Raw genomic sequence first — 22,388 nt, 5'->3', positions numbered from 1 at the left:
GCTGGATGACAGCGGCAACGACGCCCGGGCACGGCCCGCTCTCCGGCGTGCGCGTCGTCGAGCTGGCCGGGATCGGCCCAGGCCCCTTCGCGGCCATGCTCCTCGCCGACCTGGGCGCCGACGTCGTCCGCGTCGACCGGCCAGGCGGCCCCGTGCTCGGCGTGGCTCCCGAGTACGACATCACCAACCGCAACAAGCGTTCGGTCCTCGTCGACCTGAAGTCACCCGAGGGCCCCGCGCGCGTCCTCGACCTCGTGGAACGCGCCGACATCCTCATCGAGGGCAACCGCCCGGGCGTCACCGAACGCCTCGGCGTCGGCCCCGAGCCCTGCCTCGCCCGCAACCCCCGGCTCGTCTACGGCCGGATGACCGGCTGGGGCCAGGACGGCCCCCTCGCCGAGCGCGCCGGGCACGACATCGCGTACATCGCGCTCACCGGCACCCTCGGCATGATCGGCAGCCCCGGGGAGCCCCCTCCCGCACCCGCCAACCTCCTCGGCGACTACGCGGGCGGCGCGCTCTACCTCGTCGTCGGCGTCCTCGCCGCCCTGCACCACGCGCGCGTGACCGGCACCGGTCAGGTCGTCGACGCGGCCATCGTCGACGGCACCGCCCACCTCTCCGCGATGATCCACGGCATGCTCGCGGCCGGCAGCTGGCAGGACCGGCGCGCCGCCAACCTCCTCGACGGCGGCTGCCCGTACTACGGCACCTACGAGACCGCCGACGGCAAGCACATGGCGGTCGGCTCCCTTGAGCCCCAGTTCTACGACCGGTTCGTCGACCTGCTCGGCCTCGCCGACTTCTCCGACGCCCGCCGGGACTGGACCCGCTGGGGCGAGCTGCGCGAGGCGGTCGCGGCCCGCTTCAAGAGCCGCACGCGGGACGAGTGGACGGACGTCTTCGCGGGCACGGACGCGTGCGTGGCGCCCGTGCTGTCGCTGCGCGAGGCCCCGCACCACCCGCACCTCGCCGCCCGCGGCACCTTCACCGAGCACGGCGGGATCACCCAGCCCGCCCCCGCGCCCCGGTTCTCCGCGACACCCACCTCGGTGCGCGGCGGTCCCGCCCTGCCGGGCGCCGACACCTCCGGCGTGGCCCGCGACTGGGACGTCCCCGGACTCGTCGACGCCGTGGAAGATCTTCACCGAGCCGTCGAAAACCCTCATTGAAAGGCTTGTCAGTGAGCACCGAAGCGTATGTCTACGACGCGATCCGCACCCCGCGCGGGCGCGGCAAGGCGAACGGATCCCTGCACGGCACGAAGCCCATCGACCTGGTCGTCGGACTCATCCACGAACTCCGCGACCGCTTCCCGGACCTGGACCCGGCCGCGATCGACGACATCGTCCTCGGGGTCGTCGGCCCGGTCGGCGACCAGGGATCCGACATCGCCCGCATCGCCGCCGTCGCCGCGGGACTGCCGGACACGGTGGCCGGCGTCCAGGAGAACCGCTTCTGTGCCTCGGGCCTCGAAGCCGTCAACATGGCCGCCGCCAAGGTGCGTTCGGGCTGGGAGGACCTCATCCTCGCCGGTGGCGTCGAGTCGATGTCCCGGGTGCCGATGGCCTCGGACGGCGGCGCCTGGTTCAACGACCCGATGACGAACCTCGCCGTCAACTTCGTGCCCCAGGGCATCGGCGCCGACCTGATCGCCACCATCGAGGGATTCTCCCGGCGCGACGTCGACGAGTACGCGGCGCTCTCGCAGGAGCGCGCGGCCACCGCCTGGAAGGAGGGCCGCTTCGACCGGTCCGTCGTCCCGGTCCTGGACCGCAGCGGCCTCGTCGTCCTCGACCAGGACGAGCACCTGCGCCCCGGCACCACCGCCGACTCCCTCGCCAGGCTGAAGCCGTCCTTCGCGGACATCGGCGAACTCGGCGGCTTCGACGCCGTGGCCCTGCAGAAGTACCACTGGGTCGAGAAGATCGACCACGTCCACCACGCGGGCAACTCCTCCGGCATCGTCGACGGCGCCTCCCTCGTCGCCATCGGCTCGAAGGAGGTCGGCGAGCGCCACGGCCTCACCCCGCGCGCGCGGATCGTCTCCGCGGCCGTCTCCGGCTCCGAGCCGACCATCATGCTCACCGGGCCCGCGCCCGCCACCCGCAAGGCCCTCGCCAAGGCAGGCCTGACCATCGACGACATCGACCTCGTCGAGATCAACGAGGCCTTCGCCGCCGTGGTCCTGCGCTTCGTACGCGACATGGGCCTGTCCCTGGACAAGGTCAACGTCAACGGCGGCGCCATCGCGCTCGGCCACCCGCTCGGCGCCACCGGAGCGATCATCCTGGGCACCCTCGTCGACGAACTGGAGCGCCAGGACAAGCGCTACGGCCTCGCCACGCTGTGCGTCGGCGGCGGCATGGGCATCGCCACGATCGTCGAACGCGTCTGAACACCCCAGCGGCAGCAGAGACTTCTACGGAGAACCCCTCATGACCGAGAGCACCACCATCCGCTGGGAACAGGACGACACCGGCGTCGTCACCCTCGTCCTCGACGACCCGAACCAGTCCGCGAACACCATGAACGCGGCCTTCCGCGAGTCCCTCACAGCGATCACCGACCGCCTGGAGGCCGAGCGGGACTCCATCCGCGGCATCATCGTCACCTCCGCCAAGAAGACCTTCTTCGCCGGCGGCGACCTTCGCGACCTCATCCGTGTCACCCCGGACACCGCCCAGGAGTTCTTCGACGGCGGCCTCGCCATCAAGAGGAACCTGCGCCGCATCGAGACCCTCGGCAAGCCGGTCGTCGCCGCGATGAACGGCGCGGCCCTGGGCGGCGGTTACGAACTCGCCCTCGCCTGCCACCACCGCATCGCCCTCGACGCGCCCGGCTCCAAGATCGGCTGCCCCGAAGTCACCCTCGGCCTCCTCCCCGGAGGCGGCGGAGTCGTCCGTACGGTACGGCTGTTGGGCATCGCCGACGCCCTGCTGAAGGTGCTCCTCCAGGGCACCCAGTACAGCCCGCGACGCGCCCAGGAGAACGGCCTCGTCCACGAAGTGGCCACCACCCCGGACGAGTTGCTCGCCAAGGCCCGCGCCTTCATCGACGCCAACCCCGAGTCGCAGCAGCCCTGGGACAAGCCCGGCTACCGCATCCCGGGCGGCACCCCCGCCAACCCCAAGTTCGCGGCCAACCTGCCCGCCTTCCCCGCCACCCTGCGCAAGCAGACCAACGGCGCGCCCTACCCGGCGCCGCGCAACATCCTCGCCGCCGCCGTCGAGGGCGCCCAGGTCGACTTCGAGACCGCCCAGGTCATCGAGACCCGCTACTTCGTCGAGCTGGCGGTCGGCCAGACCTCGAAGAACATGATCCAGGCGTTCTTCTTCGACCTTCAGGCCGTCAACTCCGGCGCCAACCGCCCCCAGGGCATCCCCTCCCGCCCGGTCCGCAAGGCCGCCGTCCTCGGCGCCGGGATGATGGGCGCGGGCATCGCGTACTCGTGCGCCCGCGCGGGCATCGACGTCGTCCTCAAGGACGTCACTCCGGAGGCGGCGGCCAAGGGCAAGGCCTACTCCGAGAAGCTCTGCGCCAAGGCCGTCTCCCGCGGTCGTACGACACAGGAGAAGGCGGACGAGCTGCTCGCCCGCATCACGCCCACCGCCGACCCGCAGGACCTCGCGGGCTGCGACGCGGTGATCGAGGCCGTCTTCGAGGACACCTCGCTCAAGCACAAGGTGTTCCAGGAGATCCAGCACATCGTCGAGCCCGACGCGCTGCTCTGCTCCAACACCTCCACCCTCCCGATCACCGCCCTCGCCGAAGGCGTCGAGCGGCAAGGCGACTTCATCGGGCTGCACTTCTTCTCGCCGGTCGACAAGATGCCCCTCGTCGAGATCATCAAGGGTGAGCGCACCGGCGACGAGGCGCTCGCGCGCGCCTTCGACCTGGTCCGGCAGATCAAGAAGACCCCGATCGTCGTCAACGACTCGCGCGGCTTCTTCACCTCACGGGTGATCGGCCAGTTCATCAACGAGGGCGTCGCGATGGTCGGCGAGGGCATCGAGCCCGCGTCGATCGAGCAGGCCGCCGCCCAGGCCGGCTACCCGGCCAAGGTCCTCTCCCTGATGGACGAGCTGACGCTCACGCTCCCCCGCAAGATCCGCAACGAGTCCAAGCGGGCCGTCGAGGAGGCGGGCGGCACCTGGCCCGGCCACCCCGCGGAGGCCGTCATCGACCGCATGGTCGACGAGTTCGGCCGCACCGGACGCAGCGGCGGCGCGGGCTTCTACGACTACGACGAGAACGGCAAGCGCGCCGGGCTGTGGCCGGGCCTGCGCGAGCACTTCACCCGTGAGGGCGCGGAGATCCCCTCCCAGACCGTGCCTTTTGAAGACATGCAGGAACGCATGCTGTTCTCCGAGGCGCTCGACACGGTCAAGCTCCTGGAGGAAGGTGTCCTGACGTCCGTCGCGGACGCCAACATCGGGTCCATTTTCGGCATCGGCTTCCCCGGCTGGACCGGCGGTGTCCTCCAGTACATCAACGGCTACGAGGGCGGCCTGCCCGGATTCGTGGCACGCGCGCGTGCGCTCGCCGAGCGCTACGGGGAGCGGTTCACGCCGCCCGCGCTGCTCGTGGAGAAGGCCGAGAAGGGGGAGCGCTTCAGCGACGCGCGCTGACGCACCTGCCGCGAGTGGCTCAGTCGTCCCGGTCCTCCGGTGACTCCTTGAGCCACTCGCGGAGTTCCTCGCGCAACGACCGCTGAAAGGTCGTCAGAAGGGCCTGTACGACCAGCGGTTGCATGTGCGCGGACAGGGACTTCACGTCCTGCGCGGCCCGTTGGGAGACCTCCCCGCGGAACACCTGCGACAACGCGTGGGCCGCCGCCCGGGAATGCTCGATCAGCACGCTCCGGGACGCGAGGATCGCCTCCTGGGACACCGGTACGTCGAGCAGCCGCACCCCGAGCCGCAGCAGTCCGGAGTCGACGCGGTACGAGTCCCCGTCGAGCACGACCACACCCATCGCGACGAGCCGCTCCACGTCCTCCTCGTCCAGCGCCCGCCCCGCCCGTCGCTCCAACTCCCGCCGGTCCAGGGTCTCCGTGCCCTCCGGCGCCCACGACGCGACCACCGCGCGGTGGATCGCGAGGTCGTGCGCGGTGAGATCCGGCGGCAGTTGCGCCACGTAGCGCTCGATCGCGGCCAGCGTCATGCCCTGCTGCTGCAACTCCTCGATCAGCGCGAGCCGCGACAGGTGTTCCTGCCCGTAGTGCCCGACCCGCCGCGCCCCGATCACCGGCGGCGGGAGCAGCCCCTTGGTGCTGTAGAACCGGACGGTGCGGACCGTGGTACCGGCCCGCGCGGCCAGTTCGTCGATCGTGAGCGTCGGCTCCTCGGTGTCGGTCGTCATGTGCAGCAGTATCGCTGTCTCACCAACACTGTGAAACCACGCACAGGCCGTTGTCAGTGGTGCCGTCTACGGTGGTCGGCATGGGGGAGATCAACTACGTACGGGGTGACGCGACCGTTCCGTCGGTCAAGGGCGTCAAGGTGATCGCGCACGTCTGCAACGACATCGGGGGCTGGGGAAAGGGCTTCGTGCTGGCCCTGTCCCGCCGCTGGCCGGAACCGGAGAAGGCGTACCGGGCATGGCACCGGGACCGCGCGGCCAACGACTTCGGCCTGGGCGCGGTGCAACTCGTCCAGGTGGAACGCCACGTGTGGGTGGCGAACATGATCGGCCAGCGCGGGATACGCACGGGCAGCAAGGGCGTCCCCGTCCGCTACGACGCGATCGACACCGCCCTGACACGCCTCGCCGAGAGGGCCGCTGAACTCGACGCGTCCGTCCACATGCCCCGCATCGGGTGCGGGCTGGCGGGCGGCACGTGGTCACGGGTCGAACCGCTGATCACCGAGCGGCTGGTGGGGCGAGGGATCGCGGTGAGTGTGTACGACCACGGGGACTGAGGGGGCCCACGGGGGCCGGCAGCGGCCCAACTGGCGCCTCGCTGCAAGGAGTTGCACGGGCTTGCGAAACTCATTGCGGTGATCGTCGGCGACTGCTTGACTCACTGCCCGCAGCTGACCCACTGCCCGTGTCCGAGAGGGAGAGCCGTGAGCCGCGACATCGACGTCCTCGTCCTCGGCGGAGCCGGAGTCGACACCATCGTCCACGTCCCCCAGCTACCGCTCCCGTACGCCGACAGCTACATGATCGACCCCGGCATCCGCACCCGCGCCGGGCAGACCGGCGACTTCATGGCCCTGGGCCTGAGCGCGCTGGGCCTGCGCACCCACCACCTGGACATGCTGGGCGCCGACCCCGAGGGCGACCTGGTCCGCGCCCTGCACCGCGACCACGCCATCCCGCTCACCGAGATCCCGCAACCGGCCGGCACCAAGCGCGCGGTCAACCTCGTGGGCCCCGACGGCCGACGCCTCTCCCTCTACGACGCGACCCGCACCCACCCCGACGACCGCCTCCCGGAACCCACGGTCCGCGCCCTCGCCACGCGAAGCCGCCACGCCCACGTCTCCATCACCCAGCCCTGCGCCCACGCCCTCCCACTGCTGCGCGAGTCCGGCGCGACGATCTCGACGGACCTGCACAACTGGGACGGCAAGGACCCGTACCAGGAGGAGTTCGCCCACGCGGCGGACATCGTCTTCCTCTCCACCACCGCGTTGACCGGCACCCCCGAGCGCACGATGCGAGCCATCGCGGAGAACGGCCGCGCCGAACTGGTCATCGCCACCGCCGGAGCGGAGGGCGCGTACCTCTTCGCCGACGACGAGCTGACCCACATCCCGACCGTCACGCCCCACGGACCGGTGATCGACTCGAACGGCGCGGGCGACGCCTTCGCCGCGGCCTTCCTCTACGGCTGGCTCAACAGGGAGACGCCACAACGCGCCGCCCTCTACGGCTCGATCGCGGGGGCGCATGCGTGCACGGTGCCGTCCACGGAGACAGCCCCGATACACCGGAACCAACTGCTGTCGAGGGCGGCCGGTCTCGACACGGCCAGGGGAGCGCCCCTTTAGAGGCGCGGGGCTGTATCAATCCGCGGTTCCGCCGCGTGGGCGCGACCAGCCGTACCCGGCCCGCAGCGCCCACACCGCAGAACCACGCAGACGCTCAGTGCACGTCGTTGGTAGCCGCGATCTTCTTCCAGGACTTCGGCTGCACCGGAGCCACACCCACCCCGGCGATCGAAGCGCTCCGCGCGGCAGGCGCCGCGGGCTTGGTCGGCTGGAACAGCCACGTGTCGAAGAGCGCGGACAACGGCTTCCCGGAGACCTGCTCGGCGTAAGTCCGGAAGTCCGCCACGGACGCGTTGCCGTAAGCGTGCTCCTTCGGCCACCCCTTCAGAATGGCGAAGAACGCATCGTCGCCGACCTCGTTGCGCAACGCCTGAATGGCCAACGCCCCCCGGTCGTAGACGGGCAGTTCGAACTGGTCCTCCGGCCCGGGGTCACCCGGCGCGATCGTCCAGAACGCGTCGCCCGCCGGATGCGAGGCGTACACGTAGTCGGCGAGCTGCTGCGCCGTCCCCTCACCCTCGTGCTCCGACCACAGCCACTGCGCGTACCGGGCGAACCCCTCGTTGATCCAGATGTCCTTCCAGCCCTTCAGCGACACGTCGTCGCCGTACCACTGATGCGCCAACTCGTGCACGACGACAGAGGTGTTGGCGCCGTTCGCGAACTGCTTGGGGCTGTAGTAGACGCGGGTCTGGGTCTCCAGCGCGTACCCGGTGGTCGTGTTGGGCACGTACCCGCCGGCGCTGCTGAACGGATACGGCCCGAAGTAGCCGCTCAGCCAGTCGACGATCTCCCCGGTCCGCTCGACGCTCGCCCGCGCGGACCCGTCGTTGTCGCCGAGGTCCTTGCTGTAGGCGTTGATGACGGGGACGCCGCCGTCCGAGGTGCTGGTCGTGATGTCGAACTTGCCGAGAGCGAGTGTGGCGAGATACGTCGCCTGCGGCTTGTTCTGGCGCCAGTTGTAGCGGGTCCAGCCGAGCTGTGAACTCGTCGACTGGAGCGTGCCGTTGGAGATCGCCTGGGTGCCGTCCGGCACCGCCACCGACACGTCGTAGGTCGCCTTGTCGCTGGGGTGGTCGTTGCTCGGGAACCACCACCACGCGGACTCGGGCTCGTCGGCCGCGACCGCGCCGTCCGGCGTGCGGTGCCACGTGTTGAAGCCGTACGCGCTCTTCGTGGACGGCACCCCGCTGTAGCGGACGACGACCGTGATCGGCGTGCCCTTGGGCAGCGGGGTCTTCGGGGTGATCTCCAGCTCGTGCTGCCCGGAGGTCGCGAAGGTCGCCTTCGCGCCGTTCACCCGGATCTCGCTGACGTCGAGCAGGAAGTCCAGGTTGAACCGCGACAGGTCCTGCGTGGTCTTCGCGAGGATCGTCGCCGTACCCGCCAACTCGTCGGTCGCGGGCTGGTATTGGAGCCTCAGGTCGTAGTGCGAGACGTCGTAGCCGCCGTTGCCGTAGTACGGGTAATAGGGGTCGCCGATGCCCGGAGCGCCGGGGGAGTAGCTTGCCGCCGATGCCGGGATCGCCAGCATGAGGGAGGCCGCCGCGAGGGCGCCCGGCGCGATGATTCTGCGGTGCACGAGAACTCCAAGTCGTAGGGCTCCACAAGAAGGTGAGGAGCCATGGGGGTCCACGAAGGTCGAAGTGCCGTAGGTGTCGGTCCAGCGAGTCTGTTCAAAGGCTATTCACTCCCTGTGCCACGGCGCCTGTCCACGGCCCCTCCTGTCACACGATCGCCATTCGGCCGTCACGACCCCGAGTGCCTCTTCCTGCGCGGGAGTTGACCGATGTACCGTCCGCGCATGCCGAAACGCACGAGCTTCACGATCTGGAGATCGCTCGCGACGGCGGCGATCGCCGCCCTCCTGGCCGCCTTCCTCACCCCGGCGACGGCCCAGAGCGCCCCGCAGGAGAGCCGGCCCGTCTACTCCTACGCGCACGCGGTCCGCGAGGCCGTCTGGGTGGACACCGGACTCGACGGCGACGGCGACGGGAAGACCGACCGGGTCGCCGTCGACATCGTCCGGCCGAGCGAACCCGCCCGCCAGGGCCACAAGGTCCCCGTCATCATGGACGCCAGCCCCTACTACTCCTGCTGCGGACGCGGCAACGAGAGCCAGCTGAAGACCTACGACGCCCGCGGCAACGTTGTCCAGATGCCGCTGTTCTACGACAACTACTTCGTGCCCCGCGGCTACGCCTTCGTCGGCGTCGACCTCGCCGGCACCAACCGCTCCGACGGCTGCGTCGACGTCGGCGGCCGCTCCGACATCCAGTCCGCGAAAGCCGTCGTCGACTGGCTCAACGGCCGCGCCAAGGCGTACACCACACGCACCGGAACCGTGCGCACCCAGGCCAGTTGGACCAACGGCAAGACCGGCATGATCGGCAAGAGCTGGGACGGCACCATCGCCAACGGCGTCGCCGCCACCGGCGTCAAGGGCCTGAAGACGATCGTCCCGATCAGCTCCATCTCCTCCTGGTACGACTACTACTTCGCCCAGGGCGCCCCGCTCTACGACTCCGGCCCCGACTGGCTGTCCGACGCCGTCGAGAGCCCCGACGCGCAGGCCAAGTGCGCGGCCGTACAGCAGAAACTCGTCGACGGCGCCCCGCGCAACGGCGACTGGACCCCGCTGTGGACCGAGCGCGACTACGTGAAGGACGCGAGCAAGGTCAAGGCCAGCGTGTTCCTCGTGCACGGCATGCAGGACCTCAACGTCCGCACGAAGAACTTCGGCCAGTGGTGGGACGCCCTCGCCAAGAACGGCGTCGAGCGCAAGATCTGGCTCTCCCAGACCGGCCACGTCGACCCCTTCGACTACCGTCGCGCCGACTTCGTGGACACCCTGCACCGCTGGTTCGACCACGAACTCCTCGGCTACGACAACGGGATCGACCGTCAGCCGATGGCCGACGTCGAGCGCCACCCGGACCAGTGGGTGACGTCGGCGACCTGGCCGCCGAGCGGCACCGCGAAGACCACCCTCCACCCGGCGCAGGGCACCCAGCCGGGCGTCGGCACGCTCGGCCTCCGCACCGGCTCGGGCACCGAGACGTTCACCGACAACCCGCAGGAGAGCGAGACCGATTGGGCGGCGGCGATCGATACGTCGACGTCGGACAAGGCGGGTTTCGTCACCGGTCCCCTCATGAAGGACCTGCGCCTGTCGGGCTCCTCGAAGGTGACCGTCACCACGACGCCCACCACCTCAACGGCCCATCTCTCGGCCGTACTTGTGGACGTCGGACCCGACACCATCCGGGACTACGCCGACTCGGCCGAGGGCATCACCACGCTCACCAACCGCACCTGCTGGGGTGAGAGCACGGCCGGCGACAGCGCCTGCTTCCTCGCGACCCAGGCCAAGACGAAGGCCGTCGACTACAACGTCGTCAGCCGCGGCTGGGCCGACCTCGGCCACTACGCCTCCGCCACGAAGGGCGTACCGCTCACCCCGGGCAAGGCGTACACCATCACCCTCGACCTCGCGGCGACCGACCACGTCGTCCCCGCGGGACACCGCCTCGCCCTGATCGTCGCGGGCACGGACAAGGACCTCATAGACCCCCCGTCCACCACCCCGACCCTCGCCCTCGACCTGTCCCGCACCTCGGCCCAACTCCCGCTCGTCGGCGGCGCGTCGGCGTTCAGGAAGGCCACGGCGGGGACCCGTTCCACGACCCCCACGTCCAGCGACCTGGACGGGGTACTGGCACCGCGCTCCGCCCAGCGGATCCCGGGCAACTGACCACCGATCCAAGGCACTACGGCTAGACGGGAACGGCGGAGCGAAGGAGCTCCGCCGTTCCCGTCGGGCAGGCGGGCGCATCGGCCGGACTCCTCAACTGCCTCGTCGCGCAGGCGAGTTGACGCGGCCGGACTCCTCAGGCCGCCCCCACACCCACCAAGTCCGCCGCCTCCCGCGCACACCCCCACGCCACGGTGATCCCCGCCCCGCCGTGACCGTAGTTGTGCACCAACACCCTTCCCCCGCGCAGTACTTCACGCTCCAGCCGTACCGCGGGCCGCGTCGGCCGCAACCCCACCCGGTGTTCCAGGACGCGAGCCTCGGCGATCTCCGGGCGGAAGGCCGCGCAGCGGGCGATGATCGCCTCGGCGGTCGCGGGGTCGGGGGTCATCGACCAGGCGTTCTCCTCGGCGGTGCCGCCCAGGATGAGGCCGCCCGGCTGCGGGAAGAAGTACGTGGAGGTGTCGGCCGAGTGGTCGACCGACGTCAGCCAGGTGGTGATCCCCGGGTTCTCCACGACGACCAGCTGCCCGCGCACCGGCCGCACCGAGCGATCGGGCACGAGGTCCAGGGAGTCCAGCCCGGTGCAGTTGACCACGACGGACGCCGGCACCTCGGAGAGATCGGCCACCGACGCCTCCTCGACGGTGCCGCCCAGTTCCACGAACCGGTTCCGCAGCCAGGGGAGATGGACCGACATGTCGATCAGCGGCAGCCGGGCCCACAGCCCGCCGCCCGCGAACTCCTCGGCCCGCGCCTCCCGCAGCCCCGGCACCCGGGCCGCCCACGACCCCAGCTCGTCCAGCCGGGTCTCACCCTGTACGCCGTCGACCATGCGGACACCCGTCTCCTCGGGCCGCGCCGCCAACTCCTCGTACACGACGAGCGATTGGAGCGCCCACTCCCCGACGAGCGGCTCCGGCTCGATCCGGTACGGCCACCACAGCGCGCCCGCGACCGCCGAGGTCGTCAGCTCGACCGGCTCCCGCGTCCACACCCGCACCCGCGCCCCGCGCTCCGCCAGCACGACGGCCGTCGTCAGTCCGATGACGCCGCCGCCGACCACGATCACATCGCCACTTATGCCGCCACTCACGCCGCTCTCCATGCGCGGACGGTAGCGGACCAGGCCCTGCGGTGCCGAGCCCCCATCCCTCCGCGGACGGGGACGCTCGCGGCATGCCTGACGAATACGCGGCCATCGGCCTGGACGCGAGGGCGGTGAAGGGGACCGATTAGGATCGGCACCCTGATGACTGCCACTCTCGTCGCCAAGAATCTCGCCGCCGGACACGGCGACCGCGCCCTCTTCACCGGGCTCGACCTCGTCGTCGCCCCCGGCGATGTGATCGGTCTGGTCGGTGCCAACGGCGCGGGCAAGTCCACCCTGCTCAGGATGCTCGCCGGGCTGCTCGCGCCGGAGGAGGGCGAACTGCGCCTCTCCCCGCCGGCCGCGACCGTAGGGCACCTCCCGCAGGAGCCGGAGCGGCGCCCGGGCGAGAGCGTGCGGGCCTTCCTCGCGCGCCGCACGGGGGTCGCCGAGGCCCAGCGGACCATGGACGAGGCCACGCAGGCGCTGGTGGACGGCGCACCCGGCGCCGACGACGCGTACTCGTCGAGCCTGGAGCGCTGGCTCGACCTCGGCGGCGCGGACCTCGACGAACGCGCCGAGGAGATCGCCGACACCCTGGGCCTCGCCATCGACCTGGACCAGCCGATGACGTCCCTGTCGGGCGGCCAGGCGGCACGGGCGGGCCTGGCCTCGCTCCTGCTGTCCCGCTACGACATCTTCCTGCTCGACGAACCCACCAACGACCTGGACCTCGACGGCCTGGAGCGCCTCGAACGCTTCGTCTCCGGCCTCCGCGCGGGCACGGTCGTCGTCTCGCACGACCGTGAGTTCCTCACCCGCACGGTCACCAAGGTCCTGGAACTCGACCTCGCCCAGAACCAGATCAACCTCTACGGCGGCGGCTACGAGGCGTACCTGGAGGAGCGGGATGTCGCGCGCCGGCACGCCCGCGACGACTTCGAGGAGTACGCCGACAAGCGCTCCGCGCTCCAGGACCGGGCGCAGATGCAGCGCGGGTGGATGGACAAGGGCGTCAAGAACGCCCGGCGCAAGGCGAGCAACGACAACGACAAGCTCGGCCGCAAGTTCCGCAGCGAGGCGAGCGAGAAGCAGGCGGCGAAGGCCCGGCAGACCCAGCGCATGATCGAACGCCTCGATGTCGTCGAGGAGCCCCGCAAGGAGTGGGAGCTGCGCATGGAGATCGCGTCCGCGCCCCGCTCGGGCTCGGTCGTGGCCACCCTGCGGGATGCCGAGGTACGGCGCGGTGACTTCAGCTTCGGTCCGGTGTCCCTGCAGATCGACTGGGCGGACCGGGTCGCGGTGACCGGCGCGAACGGCGCGGGCAAGTCGACCCTCCTCGGTGCGCTGCTCGGCCGGATCCCGCTGGACGCCGGGCACGCGACGCTCGGCTCGGGCGTCCTGGTCGGCGAGGTCGATCAGGCCCGCCAGCTGTTCCACGGCACGGAGTCCCTGCTCGACGCGTTCTGCGCGGCCGTGCCGGACACCGAACCGGCCGAAGTCCGCACCCTGCTCGCCAAGTTCGGCCTCAAGGCCCACCACGTGATGCGTCCCGCCGGGACGCTGTCACCGGGTGAGCGGACCCGTTCCGCCCTTGCCCTGCTCCAAGGCCGAGGGGTGAATCTCCTGGTCCTGGACGAGCCCACGAACCATCTCGACCTGCCGGCGATCGAGCAGCTGGAGTCGGCGCTCGATGCGTACGAGGGGACGCTGCTTCTGGTCACTCATGATCGGCGGATGCTGGATGCGGTGCAGGTGACGCGGCGGTTGGAGGTCGCGGACGGGAAGGTGACGGAGGCGCGGTAGCGGTCTCGGTCGTCTGCGGCGGCGTCGTGGCTGGTCGCGCAGTTCCCCGCGCCCCTGAAAAAAGGGCGCTGCCCGCAGGGTGTCGTAATTCCGACCGCGCCTCTTTGTCGCCGCCGAGGGGAACTGCGCGACCAGCCACGACGGACCCGCAGCTCCCCACCACCTGACCGGCACGAACCGTCAGCGCTTGCCCTTCTTGCCCTGGTCCAGCAGCCCGGCCTTCCGGAGGGCGTCGGCCATCGCGCTGTTGGCCGGCGGAGCAGCCGCCTGCCGCGAACCGCCGCCACCTTGACCACCCTGGCGCCCCTGCTGGCGCTGCTGCGGCGGACGCCCACCGCCCTGCTGCCGACGCTCGCCGCCCCCGCCCTGCTGACGCCGCTCCCCGCCGGAGGCCCCCGCCTCGTCGTCCAGGCGCAGGGTCAGGGAGATCCGCTTGCGCGGGATGTCGATGTCGAGGACCTTCACCTTGACGATGTCGCCGGGCTTGACCACGTCGCGCGGGTCCTTGACGAACGTCTTGGACAGGGCGGACACGTGCGCCAGACCGTCCTGGTGGACGCCGATGTCGATGAACGCCCCGAACGCGGCGACGTTGGTGACGACGCCCTCCAGGACCATCCCGGAGGTCAGGTCGGAGATCTTCTCGACGCCGTCCTTGAACGTGGCCGTCTTGAAGGCGGGCCGCGGGTCGCGCCCCGGCTTCTCCAGCTCCTTGAGGATGTCGGTCACGGTGGGCAGACCGAACGTCTCGTCCACGAACTCCGTCGGCTTCAGCGAGCGCAGCACCGACGTGTTGCCGATCAGCGACGCCACCTCGCTGCCCGCGCTCTTCACCATCCGCCGGACGACCGGGTACGCCTCGGGGTGCACGCTGGACGCGTCGAGCGGGTCGGCGCCACCGCGGATGCGGAGGAAGCCCGCGCACTGCTCGTACGCCTTCGGGCCGAGCCGTGCCACGTTCTTCAGCTGCGTACGCGACGTGAACGGGCCGTTGGCGTCGCGGTGCGACACGATGTTCTCGGCGAGGCCGGAGGTGATGCCGGAGACGCGTGAAAGGAGCGGCGCGGAGGCCGTGTTGACGTCCACGCCGACGCCGTTCACACAGTCCTCGACCACCGCGTCCAGCGAGCGCGACAGCTTCACCTCGGACAGGTCGTGCTGGTACTGGCCGACGCCGATCGACTTGGGGTCGATCTTCACCAACTCGGCCAGGGGGTCCTGGAGTCGGCGCGCGATGGAGACCGCGCCGCGCAACGACACGTCCATGTCCGGCAGTTCCTGCGAGGCGAACGCGGACGCCGAGTACACGGACGCGCCGGCCTCGGAGACCATCACCTTGGTGAGGTTCAACTCCGGGTGCTTGGTGATGAGTTCACCGGCGAGCTTGTCGGTCTCGCGGGACGCCGTGCCGTTGCCGATCGCGATCAGGTCGACCGAATGCTGCGCGGAGAGCCGCGCCAGCTTGGCGAGGGCGTCGTCCCACTTGTTGGCCGGGACGTGCGGGTAGATCACGTCCGTGGCCACGACCTTGCCGGTGGCGTCGACGACGGCCACCTTCACGCCCGTACGGAAACCGGGGTCCAGACCCAGCGTCGCGCGCGTGCCGGCCGGGGCGGCGAGCAGCAGGTCCCGCAGGTTCGAGGCGAAGACGTTGACCGCCTCGTCCTCGGCGGCCGTGCGCAGCCGGAGCCGCAGGTCGATGCCGAGGTGCACGAGGATGCGGGTGCGCCAGGCCCAACGGACCGTGTCCTGGAGCCACTTGTCGCCGGGACGGCCCCGGTCGAAGACCTGGAAGCGATGGGCGACCATCCCCTCGTAGGACGAGGGTCCCTCGGTGGCCTCCTCGGGCTCCAGGACGAGGTCGAGGACCTCCTCCTTCTCGCCGCGCAGCATCGCGAGGATGCGGTGCGAGGGCAGCGCGGTGAAGGGCTCCGAGAAGTCGAAGTAGTCGGAGAACTTGGCACCCGCCTCCTCCTTGCCGTCCCGCACCTTCGCGGCGAGCCGCCCGCGTCCCCACATCCGCTCACGCAGCTCGCCGATGAGGTCGGCGTCCTCCGAGAACCGCTCGGTGAGGATCGCGCGGGCGCCGTCCAGGGCGGCCTGCGGATCGGCGACACCCTTGTCGGCGTCGACGAACGCGGCGGCAGCGGCCAGTGGTTCCACGCTCGGGTCGCCCAACAGGCCGTCCGCGAGCGGCTCCAGGCCGGCCTCGCGCGCGATCTGCGCCTTGGTGCGCCGCTTGGGCTTGTACGGGAGGTAGATGTCCTCGAGGCGCGCCTTGGTCTCGGCGGCCCGGATCCGCGCCTCCAGCTCCTCCGTGAGCTTGCCCTGCTCGCGCACCGATTCGAGGATGGCGGTCCGCCGCTCCTCCAGCTCCCGCAGATAGCGCAGCCGCTCCTCGAGCGTGCGCAGCTGCGCGTCGTCGAGCATCTCGGTCGCTTCCTTGCGGTAGCGGGCGATGAAGGGCACCGTCGATCCGCCGTCGAGCAGCTCGACGGCGGCCTTCACCTGCCGCTCCCGTACGCCGAGCTCCTCGGCGATCCTGCCTTCGATGGACCCTACGAGGGGTGTCGTCACGCCCGTACCGCCTTCTCCACTGAGGTTGCGCGGCAATTGTGGCAGGTGGCACTGACAACCGGGGATCAGGGCGCTGTCCTGCGGGTCCCGTCTCTAGCTCTTGCCGAGCAGATCCCGGGGAAACGCCCCGGCGGCGAGCGCGCCCCGCGCGAATCCGGTGGCCAACTCGGTCAGACGTACGACCCCTTCGGCGCCCAGGTGTTCGTACGGCGCCCGGTCCAGCCGGTCGGTCTCCGACTCGATCCCGGCGCGCAGCGCGACCCCGGCCTCGGTCAACTCGCCCTCCCCGTCGAGCAGTCCGCGCTCGCGGAGCCGCTCCGACGTGGCGTCCCATTCCTCCTGGTTCCAGCCGCGGGTGCGGAACACCCACTTCGGGGTGGTGCCCCTGCCGGTCGCGGTGTGGGTGACCACGGCCTCCAGGCCGTCGAGTCCGGCGGAGAGCAGGGCGGTCAGATGACCGTCGCCGCGGTGTTCGCGCAGCAGGGTGGCCGCGTGGAAGTAGGCGAGGTGCGGCTCCTCGGGGACCGGCAGGTCGGCGTACGCCGCGTACAGGGGGCGGGCCGGGCGCGTGCACGCCTCGGCGGCCCGCAGCGCCAGCCGGGCGGCCTCCGCCATCTCCTCCGACGCCACGACGTCCTCGCCGAGCAGCCGCCGCAGGGTCGCGTCGACGGCACGCGTGCGTGCGTGAAGGCACTGCTCCGGGGAGGCGGTTTCCCAGACGGCGGGCACGTGCCGGGCCACGAGGTCGTACTTGTAGTTGTAGAAGGTCGACGTCACCGTGCCGGGGCCGACCGCGCCCATCGCCGCCGCGCGCACGGCGAAATTGACGGCCCCGGGGTGGGTGATTCCGAGCGCGCCGAATTCCTTCCCCAGGTCGGGCGAGAAGTAGAGCGTGGCGTGCAGGGAGTTGAGCGCGTTGTGGCAGCGGCGCCCGGCACGGGGATCTACGGCGGCAGTAGTCATGACGCTCACGTTACCGACTGGTCGGTACGACGCGAAAGCGCCGGTACGGCATGGCAGGAAAGGTGGGGTATCCGTCGTTGCGGCCATCGTCCGGGGCGCGAAGAATCGACGGTATGCGAACCGTCCTGGTGGTCCTCTTCGACGATGTCCAGAGCCTCGACGTCACCGGTCCCGCGGAGGTCTTCGCGGGCGCCGAGGCGCAGGTCCCGGGGACCTATCGCGTCCGCACGGCCTCCCTGGACGGCGGCCCGGTGCGCACCTCCAGCGGCCTGACCGTCGTACCGGACTCGTCCCTGGACGACGCGCCCGCCCCGCACACCCTCCTCGTCCCCGGCGGCCCCGGCACACGCGGTCCGGACCCGCGCGTGACCGACTGGCTGCGCGCGCACGGGCCGCGCGCCGAGCGGCTGGTCTCCGTGTGCACCGGGGCGATCCTGCTCGCCGAGGCGGGCCTCCTGGACGGCCGCCGGGCCACCACGCACTGGGCGTACTGCGCGAAACTAGCCCGCGACCACCCCGCCGTGGAGGTCGACCCCGACCCGATCTACGTCCGCGACGGCCGCGTCTCGACGTCCGCCGGTGTCACCTCGGGCATCGACCTCGCCCTCGCGTTGGTCGAGGAGGACCTGGGCCGCGACACGGCACTGACCATCGCCCGCCACTTGGTCGTGTTCCTCCGCCGCCCCGGGAACCAGGCCCAGTTCAGCGCCCAGCTGGCCGCCCAGACGGCCCACCGGGAACCCCTCCGCGAGGTCCAGCAGTGGATCACCGAGCACCCCGGCGCCGACCTGAGCGTCGAGACCCTGGCCGCCCGCGCCCGACTCTCGCCCCGCCATTTCGCCCGCGCCTTCCAGTTGGAGACCGGCATGCCCCCCGGCCGCTACGTCGACCGTGTCCGCCTCGAACACGCCCGCCGCCTCCTGGAGGACACCGCCGACGGCATCGAGGAGATCTCCCGGGCCAGCGGCTACGGCACCCCCGAATCCATGCGCCGGGCCTTCCTCAAGGCCCTCGGCACACCCCCGGCGGAATACCGCCGCCGCTTCCACCCCACACAGAGCACAAGGGCAGCACCCACTCGATGAACGCGGCATGCGGACAGCGCCCTTCAGGGGCGCGGGGAACTGCGCGACCGGCCCCCACCGCCCCGCAGCGAACGAACCACCTGCCCCCACAAACCCCACCCCGCCGAGCACCGAACACGAAAGGCCCCGATGCAGATCGCCATCGTCCTCTTCGACCGCTTCACCGCCCTCGACGCCATCGGCCCCTACGAAACCCTCGGCCGCCTCCCCGGCGCCGAGACCGTCTTCGTCGCCGAAGCGGCCGGCCCGGTCCGCAACGAGAGCGGCAACCTGGCGCTTGTCGCCGACCGCACCCTCGCCGACGTGCCGACCCCCGACATCGTGGTCGTCCCGGGCGGCCCGGGTCAGACCCCGCAGATGGACAACGCGACCCTCCTGGACTGGCTGCGCACCGCCGACGCCACCAGCACCTGGACGACCTCGGTGTGCACGGGCTCCCTGCTGCTGGCCGCGGCCGGGCTGCTGGAGGGGCGCAGGGCGACCTCCCACTGGCTGGCGCTGGAGCAGCTGAAGCGGTTCGGCGTCGAGCCGACGGGGGAGCGGGTCGTGACCGACGGGAAGTACGTCACCGCGGCCGGGGTCTCCTCCGGCATCGACATGGGGCTCGCCCTGCTCGGCAGGATCGCCGGGGACGAACACGCCCAGGCCGTACAGCTGTTGACCGAGTACGACCCGCAGCCGCCCTACGACGCGGGGTCCCCGCAGAAGGCGCCCGCGCACCTCGTGGAGAAGTTCCGGGCGAACAGCCGGTTCATCACGACGTAGTCCCGGATGCGGTCCAGGTGAAGCGCGGCTCCCTGCGCTCCAGGAACGCGGTGACGCCCTCCGCGGTGTCGCCGCTGCCGCGCGCCTGGTCCGCCCAGTAACCGTCCCTGTCCGTGCGGCCGTTGGCGAACTCCTTCGCCGACGCCTGGGTCAGCTGCGAGCGGGACACCAGCACCCGGGTGAACTCCGCGACCCGCTTGGCGAGTTCGCCCTCGGGCAGCAGCTCGTCGACGAACCCCGTGCGCAGCGCCCGCTCCGCGTCGATCAACTCGCCGGAGAACAGCAGGTACTTGGCGGTCCCGGGGCCGACCAGCGACACCAGCCGCCGTGTCGCGGACGCCGGATACACGATCCCGAGCTTCGCGGGAGTCACCCCGAACAGCGCCCCCTCCTCCGCGAACCGCAGATCGCACGCAGCCGCCAACTGCGCCCCGCCGCCCACACAATGCCCCCGCACCGTCGCCACCGTGGGCTTCGGGAATGCCGCGAGCGCCTCCTCCGCGAGCACCGAAAGCGCCTGTGCCGCACTCGGTTCCGCACGCAGCGTCGAGATGTCGGCCCCGGCGCAGAAGGTCCCGCCCTCGCCGGTCAGCACGAGCGCCCGTACGGCCGGATCGGCGGCGAGCGTGTCGAGCAGCGGCGGCAGCGCCCGCCACATCTCGGCGGTCATCGCGTTGCGCTTGCCGGGGTGGTGGATGACGACGGTGGCGACGGAGTCGGTGACGTCGTGCAGCAGGCGGGGCTCCATGGGCCGGATGCTACGTACAACCCGAAGAGTTCGCGAAGTCGGTACGAGTGGGACACGGGCGGTCCTGGAGTCGATCGATCCCCGCAGCAACGATCAGAAAGCGTCCGATAACTGCTGACTTCTGTTCAGTCATCCGGGGTGGCGGGGGTCGATGCCAACACTCGTCGTGTGGTGACAATCGAGCGCAAGGGTGGCGACCGGACGATGGAGAACCGCGGGCGTGGGTCGGCCCCACGTCCAGAAGGTGGCAGAGACGATCCCCCGGATCCCGGATCGGATCCCGCTCCCGCCCCGGATCCCGCCTCCGCCCCGCCGGGCCCGCTGCCGTACGAGGGAGTCTGGCGGTTCACCGCCTCCGCCGTCGACGTCTCCGTCCCGCAGGCGCGGCATGCCGTACGGGACCTGCTCCACCGGCAGGGCGTGCCCCTCTCGGACGAGGTGCTGCAGGGGCTGCTGCTGATCGTCTCCGAGCTGGTCACCAACGCGGTCCGGCACGCGGCGCTGCTGTCGCCGACCCTCGCCGTGGAGGTCGCCGTCGGGGCCGAGTGGGTGCGGGTGTCCGTCGAGGACAACCACCCCTACCGTCCGACCGCCCTGGTGGCCGACCACGACGAGACCGGCGGCCGGGGACTGCTGCTGGTGCGCGAGGTGACCCGGGAGGCGGGCGGGGTGTGCGACGTCGAGCACACCGCGAGCGGCGGCAAGGTGATCTGGGCCGCCCTGCCGCTCACCCGCGCGCAGCTGCCGTAGCGCCGCTCACCAGCCCGCGGACGGGCCCGTCAGCTCCCTGACCGCCGGACGGGCCGCGTCCAGCACCGTCATGAACCAGGACGAGAACGGGTCCTTCGCGTGCCGCTCCGCCAGCTCGGCGGGGGTCACGAACGCGGTCGTGCCCACCTCCTCCGGGTCCGGCCGCAGCGTGGACTGCACCATGCCGACGAAGAGGTGGTTGTACTCCTGCTCCACCAGGCCCGAGTCCGGGTCCGGGTGGTTGTAGCGGACCGTGCCCGCCTCGGCGAGCAGCGTCGGGGACACGCCCAGCTCCTCGAACGTCCGCCGGGCGGCCGCCGCGAAGGGGGCCTCGCCGGGGTAGGGGTGGCCGCAGCACGTGTTGGACCACACACCGGGGGAGTGGTACTTGCCGAGCGCCCGCTGCTGGAGCAGGAGCCGGCCCTGCTCGTCGAAGAGGAAGACGGAGAAGGCGCGGTGCAGCTGCCCCGGCGGCTGATGGGCGGCGAGCTTCTCGGCGGTGCCGATCGTCACGCCGTTCTCGTCGACCAGTTCGAGCAAGATCGCTTCAGCGGTGCCGTTCGACGAGCTGTGCGTCGCGGTGGCAGGTGTGGTCGGCATACCCATCCTTCACATCGGTCCTCGAGCCAAGTCTGCCGTACGAATCAGGCACTCCCGGCAGTTCATCGTGCCCGGCGCGGCGACAGGAGAACCGTCCGGGGGTCGGTCCGAGGCAGTACGGACAGGGGTGTGCGCCAGGCGGGCGCACTCCGTCGGAACCGGTCGGATCCTGTCAGCTCGGGGTCCCGGACGAGCAGCGCGCGGGTGTCAGTGGCAGAGCTTCGCCTCGTGCTCCGCGTGGCCGCGGGGCTCCAGTTGGAAGGTGCAGTGCTCCACGTCGAAGTGGTCGCCGAGGCAGCCCTGGAGTTCGTGGAGCATCTTCTCGTTGCCGATGGCGTTCAGCACGTCCGAGCGGACGACGACGTGCGCGGACAGCACCGGCATGCCCGAGGTGATCGTCCACGCGTGCAGGTCGTGGACGTCCTCGACGCCGTCCAGCGCCAGGATGTGCGAGCGCACGTCCTGCATGTCGACGTCCTTGGGAGCCGACTCCAAAAGGACGTCCAGGGTCTCGCGCAGCAGCTTCAGGGTGCGGGGCACGATCATCAGGCCGATGACGAGGGAGGCGATCGGGTCGGCGGCCTGCCAGCCCGTGGTCAGGATCACCACGGCCGCGATGATCACCGCGAGGGAGCCCAGCGCGTCCGCGGCGACCTCCAGGAACGCGCCCCGCACGTTCAGGCTCTCCTTCTGGCCGCGGACCAGCAGCGTGAGGGAGATCATGTTCGCGACCAGGCCGATCAGGCCGAACACGATGGTCAGCCCGCCCTCGGTGTCGGCGGGCGTGAGGAACCGCTGGATCGCCTCGTACAGGACGTAGCCGCCGACGCCGAGCAGCAGCAGGCAGTTGGCGAGCGCGGCCAGGATCTCCGCGCGGGCGTAGCCGAAGGTGCGGTTGCCGGTCGCCGGGCGGTTCGCGAAGTGGATCGCGAGGAGCGCCATGCCGAGGCCCAGGGCGTCCGTCGCCATGTGGGCCGCGTCCGCGATGAGCGCGAGGGAGTCCGCGAGCAGTCCGCCGACGACCTCGACCACCATCACGGTGATCGTGATCCCCAGCGCGACACGCAGCCGGCCTCGGTACGCGGCCGCCGCCGTACCGGTGACGGGAGCACCGTGAGAATGCCCGTGGTCGTGCCCTGCCCCCATGGGAAGCCGCCCTCCTGATTACTGCTCCGGATCACAGTGAACTACGGGTGGGGGGTATCGGGCAACGCGGCACTGAACACCGTTGTCATGTGCCCTGACCTGC

The 22,388-nt window shown here is 71.0% G+C and carries 18 protein-coding genes; 10 read left to right on the top strand and 8 right to left on the bottom strand.

Features of this window, described 5'->3' with window-relative positions; all coding sequences use genetic code 11:
* The first annotated feature begins 5 nt into the window (after nt 1–5).
* Genes OHT77_RS07645 through OHT77_RS07635 form a run of 3 tightly spaced genes read left to right on the top strand, consistent with a single transcriptional unit; the run spans nt 6 to nt 4,631 of the window.
* On the top strand, nt 6–1,172 hold the full coding sequence (locus OHT77_RS07645; RefSeq protein ID WP_328827270.1) for a CaiB/BaiF CoA transferase family protein: 1,167 nt from the start codon (nt 6–8) through the stop codon (nt 1,170–1,172).
* 11 nt (nt 1,173–1,183) lie between these two features.
* Entirely contained in the window at nt 1,184–2,398 is a 1,215-nt protein-coding gene (locus tag OHT77_RS07640) for an acetyl-CoA C-acetyltransferase (RefSeq protein ID WP_328827268.1), read from the top strand.
* Nucleotides 2,399–2,438: 40 nt separating this feature from the next.
* Nucleotides 2,439–4,631 (top strand): 3-hydroxyacyl-CoA dehydrogenase NAD-binding domain-containing protein, encoded by a 2,193-nt coding sequence (locus tag OHT77_RS07635; RefSeq protein WP_328827267.1) that lies wholly within the window; start codon nt 2,439–2,441, stop codon nt 4,629–4,631.
* Nucleotides 4,632–4,650: 19 nt separating this feature from the next.
* On the opposite strand, the gene OHT77_RS07630 is transcribed toward OHT77_RS07635, so the two are convergent.
* Nucleotides 4,651–5,364, bottom strand: coding sequence for a MerR family transcriptional regulator (locus tag OHT77_RS07630; RefSeq protein ID WP_328827265.1), 714 nt, complete (start codon nt 5,362–5,364; stop codon nt 4,651–4,653).
* Nucleotides 5,365–5,444: 80 nt separating this feature from the next.
* On the opposite strand from OHT77_RS07630, the gene OHT77_RS07625 reads away from it, so the two are divergent.
* Together OHT77_RS07625 and OHT77_RS07620 are read left to right on the top strand one after the other, a co-directional pair.
* Complete coding sequence (locus OHT77_RS07625) at nt 5,445–5,924, top strand: macro domain-containing protein (protein ID WP_328827264.1); 480 nt, start codon at nt 5,445–5,447, stop codon at nt 5,922–5,924.
* Between the two features lie 147 nt (nt 5,925–6,071).
* Nucleotides 6,072–7,001, top strand: a complete 930-nt coding sequence (locus tag OHT77_RS07620) for a PfkB family carbohydrate kinase (RefSeq protein ID WP_328827263.1) — start codon at nt 6,072–6,074, stop codon at nt 6,999–7,001.
* Nucleotides 7,002–7,095: 94 nt separating this feature from the next.
* On the opposite strand, the gene OHT77_RS07615 is transcribed toward OHT77_RS07620, so the two are convergent.
* Nucleotides 7,096–8,583 carry a M1 family metallopeptidase gene (locus OHT77_RS07615; RefSeq protein ID WP_328827262.1) on the bottom strand — a complete coding sequence of 496 codons (1,488 nt, stop codon included), beginning with the start codon at nt 8,581–8,583 and terminating at the stop codon, nt 7,096–7,098.
* Between the two features lie 222 nt (nt 8,584–8,805).
* Here OHT77_RS07615 and OHT77_RS07610 point away from each other — a divergent pair, with 222 nt between their 5' ends.
* The gene (locus tag OHT77_RS07610) at nt 8,806–10,755 is read left to right on the top strand and encodes a Xaa-Pro dipeptidyl-peptidase (RefSeq protein ID WP_328827261.1); all 1,950 of its coding nucleotides are present in this window, start codon (nt 8,806–8,808) and stop codon (nt 10,753–10,755) included.
* Between the two features lie 136 nt (nt 10,756–10,891).
* On the opposite strand, the gene OHT77_RS07605 is transcribed toward OHT77_RS07610, so the two are convergent.
* Entirely contained in the window at nt 10,892–11,863 is a 972-nt protein-coding gene (locus tag OHT77_RS07605; RefSeq protein ID WP_328827260.1) for an FAD-dependent oxidoreductase, read from the bottom strand.
* A gap of 144 nt (nt 11,864–12,007) precedes the next feature.
* On the opposite strand from OHT77_RS07605, the gene OHT77_RS07600 reads away from it, so the two are divergent.
* On the top strand, nt 12,008–13,651 hold the full coding sequence (locus OHT77_RS07600) for an ABC-F family ATP-binding cassette domain-containing protein (RefSeq protein ID WP_328827259.1): 1,644 nt from the start codon (nt 12,008–12,010) through the stop codon (nt 13,649–13,651).
* Between the two features lie 180 nt (nt 13,652–13,831).
* On the opposite strand, the gene OHT77_RS07595 is transcribed toward OHT77_RS07600, so the two are convergent.
* Together OHT77_RS07595 and OHT77_RS07590 are read right to left on the bottom strand one after the other, a co-directional pair.
* A complete protein-coding gene (locus OHT77_RS07595) occupies nt 13,832–16,228 on the bottom strand; it encodes a Tex family protein (RefSeq protein ID WP_328827258.1) in 2,397 nt (798 codons plus the stop codon).
* A gap of 93 nt (nt 16,229–16,321) precedes the next feature.
* Entirely contained in the window at nt 16,322–17,191 is an 870-nt protein-coding gene (locus OHT77_RS07590) for an SCO6745 family protein (RefSeq protein ID WP_328827257.1), read from the bottom strand.
* A 113-nt stretch (nt 17,192–17,304) separates the two neighbouring features.
* On the opposite strand from OHT77_RS07590, the gene OHT77_RS07585 reads away from it, so the two are divergent.
* Both OHT77_RS07585 and OHT77_RS07580 read left to right on the top strand, forming a co-directional pair.
* A complete protein-coding gene (locus OHT77_RS07585; RefSeq protein WP_328827256.1) occupies nt 17,305–18,276 on the top strand; it encodes a GlxA family transcriptional regulator in 972 nt (323 codons plus the stop codon).
* Between the two features lie 129 nt (nt 18,277–18,405).
* A complete protein-coding gene (locus OHT77_RS07580) occupies nt 18,406–19,041 on the top strand; it encodes a DJ-1/PfpI family protein (RefSeq protein ID WP_328827255.1) in 636 nt (211 codons plus the stop codon).
* On the opposite strand, the gene OHT77_RS07575 is transcribed toward OHT77_RS07580, so the two are convergent.
* Nucleotides 19,031–19,789: an enoyl-CoA hydratase/isomerase family protein gene (locus tag OHT77_RS07575; protein WP_328827254.1), complete on the bottom strand. Its 759-nt coding sequence runs from the start codon at nt 19,787–19,789 to the stop codon at nt 19,031–19,033. The genes OHT77_RS07580 and OHT77_RS07575 overlap by 11 nt on opposite strands.
* Nucleotides 19,790–19,993: 204 nt before the next feature.
* Here OHT77_RS07575 and OHT77_RS07570 point away from each other — a divergent pair, with 204 nt between their 5' ends.
* Complete coding sequence (locus OHT77_RS07570; protein ID WP_266776210.1) at nt 19,994–20,539, top strand: ATP-binding protein; 546 nt, start codon at nt 19,994–19,996, stop codon at nt 20,537–20,539.
* A 6-nt stretch (nt 20,540–20,545) separates the two neighbouring features.
* Here OHT77_RS07570 and idi read toward each other — a convergent pair whose 3' ends face one another.
* Complete coding sequence (idi, locus tag OHT77_RS07565) at nt 20,546–21,139, bottom strand: isopentenyl-diphosphate Delta-isomerase (RefSeq protein ID WP_266766537.1); 594 nt, start codon at nt 21,137–21,139, stop codon at nt 20,546–20,548.
* A 207-nt stretch (nt 21,140–21,346) separates the two neighbouring features.
* The gene (locus OHT77_RS07560; RefSeq protein WP_328827253.1) at nt 21,347–22,285 is read right to left on the bottom strand and encodes a cation diffusion facilitator family transporter; all 939 of its coding nucleotides are present in this window, start codon (nt 22,283–22,285) and stop codon (nt 21,347–21,349) included.
* Nucleotides 22,286–22,388 lie beyond the last annotated feature (103 nt).

This window comes from Streptomyces sp. NBC_00252 (assembly GCF_036187565.1).
GTDB lineage: Bacteria > Actinomycetota > Actinomycetes > Streptomycetales > Streptomycetaceae > Streptomyces.
The sequence above is the reverse complement of the archived record's forward strand: the minus strand, read 5'-3'. Positions and strand labels throughout refer to the sequence as shown.

Excerpts from the sequence above, each read along its gene's own strand:
- OHT77_RS07575 (WP_328827254.1), bottom strand. The coding sequence starts at position 19,789 with ATGGAGCCCCGCCTGCTGCACGACGTCACCGACTCCGTCGCCACCGTC.
- OHT77_RS07625 (WP_328827264.1), top strand. The coding sequence starts at position 5,445 with ATGGGGGAGATCAACTACGTACGGGGTGACGCGACCGTTCCGTCGGTC.
- OHT77_RS07605 (WP_328827260.1), bottom strand. The coding sequence starts at position 11,863 with ATGGAGAGCGGCGTGAGTGGCGGCATAAGTGGCGATGTGATCGTGGTC.
- OHT77_RS07590 (WP_328827257.1), bottom strand. The coding sequence starts at position 17,191 with ATGACTACTGCCGCCGTAGATCCCCGTGCCGGGCGCCGCTGCCACAAC.
- OHT77_RS07610 (WP_328827261.1), top strand. The coding sequence starts at position 8,806 with ATGCCGAAACGCACGAGCTTCACGATCTGGAGATCGCTCGCGACGGCG.
- OHT77_RS07600 (WP_328827259.1), top strand. The coding sequence starts at position 12,008 with ATGACTGCCACTCTCGTCGCCAAGAATCTCGCCGCCGGACACGGCGAC.
- OHT77_RS07580 (WP_328827255.1), top strand. The coding sequence starts at position 18,406 with ATGCAGATCGCCATCGTCCTCTTCGACCGCTTCACCGCCCTCGACGCC.
- idi (WP_266766537.1), bottom strand. The coding sequence starts at position 21,139 with ATGCCGACCACACCTGCCACCGCGACGCACAGCTCGTCGAACGGCACC.
- OHT77_RS07645 (WP_328827270.1), top strand. The coding sequence starts at position 6 with ATGACAGCGGCAACGACGCCCGGGCACGGCCCGCTCTCCGGCGTGCGC.
- OHT77_RS07635 (WP_328827267.1), top strand. The coding sequence starts at position 2,439 with ATGACCGAGAGCACCACCATCCGCTGGGAACAGGACGACACCGGCGTC.
- OHT77_RS07570 (WP_266776210.1), top strand. The coding sequence starts at position 19,994 with ATGGAGAACCGCGGGCGTGGGTCGGCCCCACGTCCAGAAGGTGGCAGA.
- OHT77_RS07630 (WP_328827265.1), bottom strand. The coding sequence starts at position 5,364 with ATGACGACCGACACCGAGGAGCCGACGCTCACGATCGACGAACTGGCC.
- OHT77_RS07560 (WP_328827253.1), bottom strand. The coding sequence starts at position 22,285 with ATGGGGGCAGGGCACGACCACGGGCATTCTCACGGTGCTCCCGTCACC.
- OHT77_RS07585 (WP_328827256.1), top strand. The coding sequence starts at position 17,305 with ATGCGAACCGTCCTGGTGGTCCTCTTCGACGATGTCCAGAGCCTCGAC.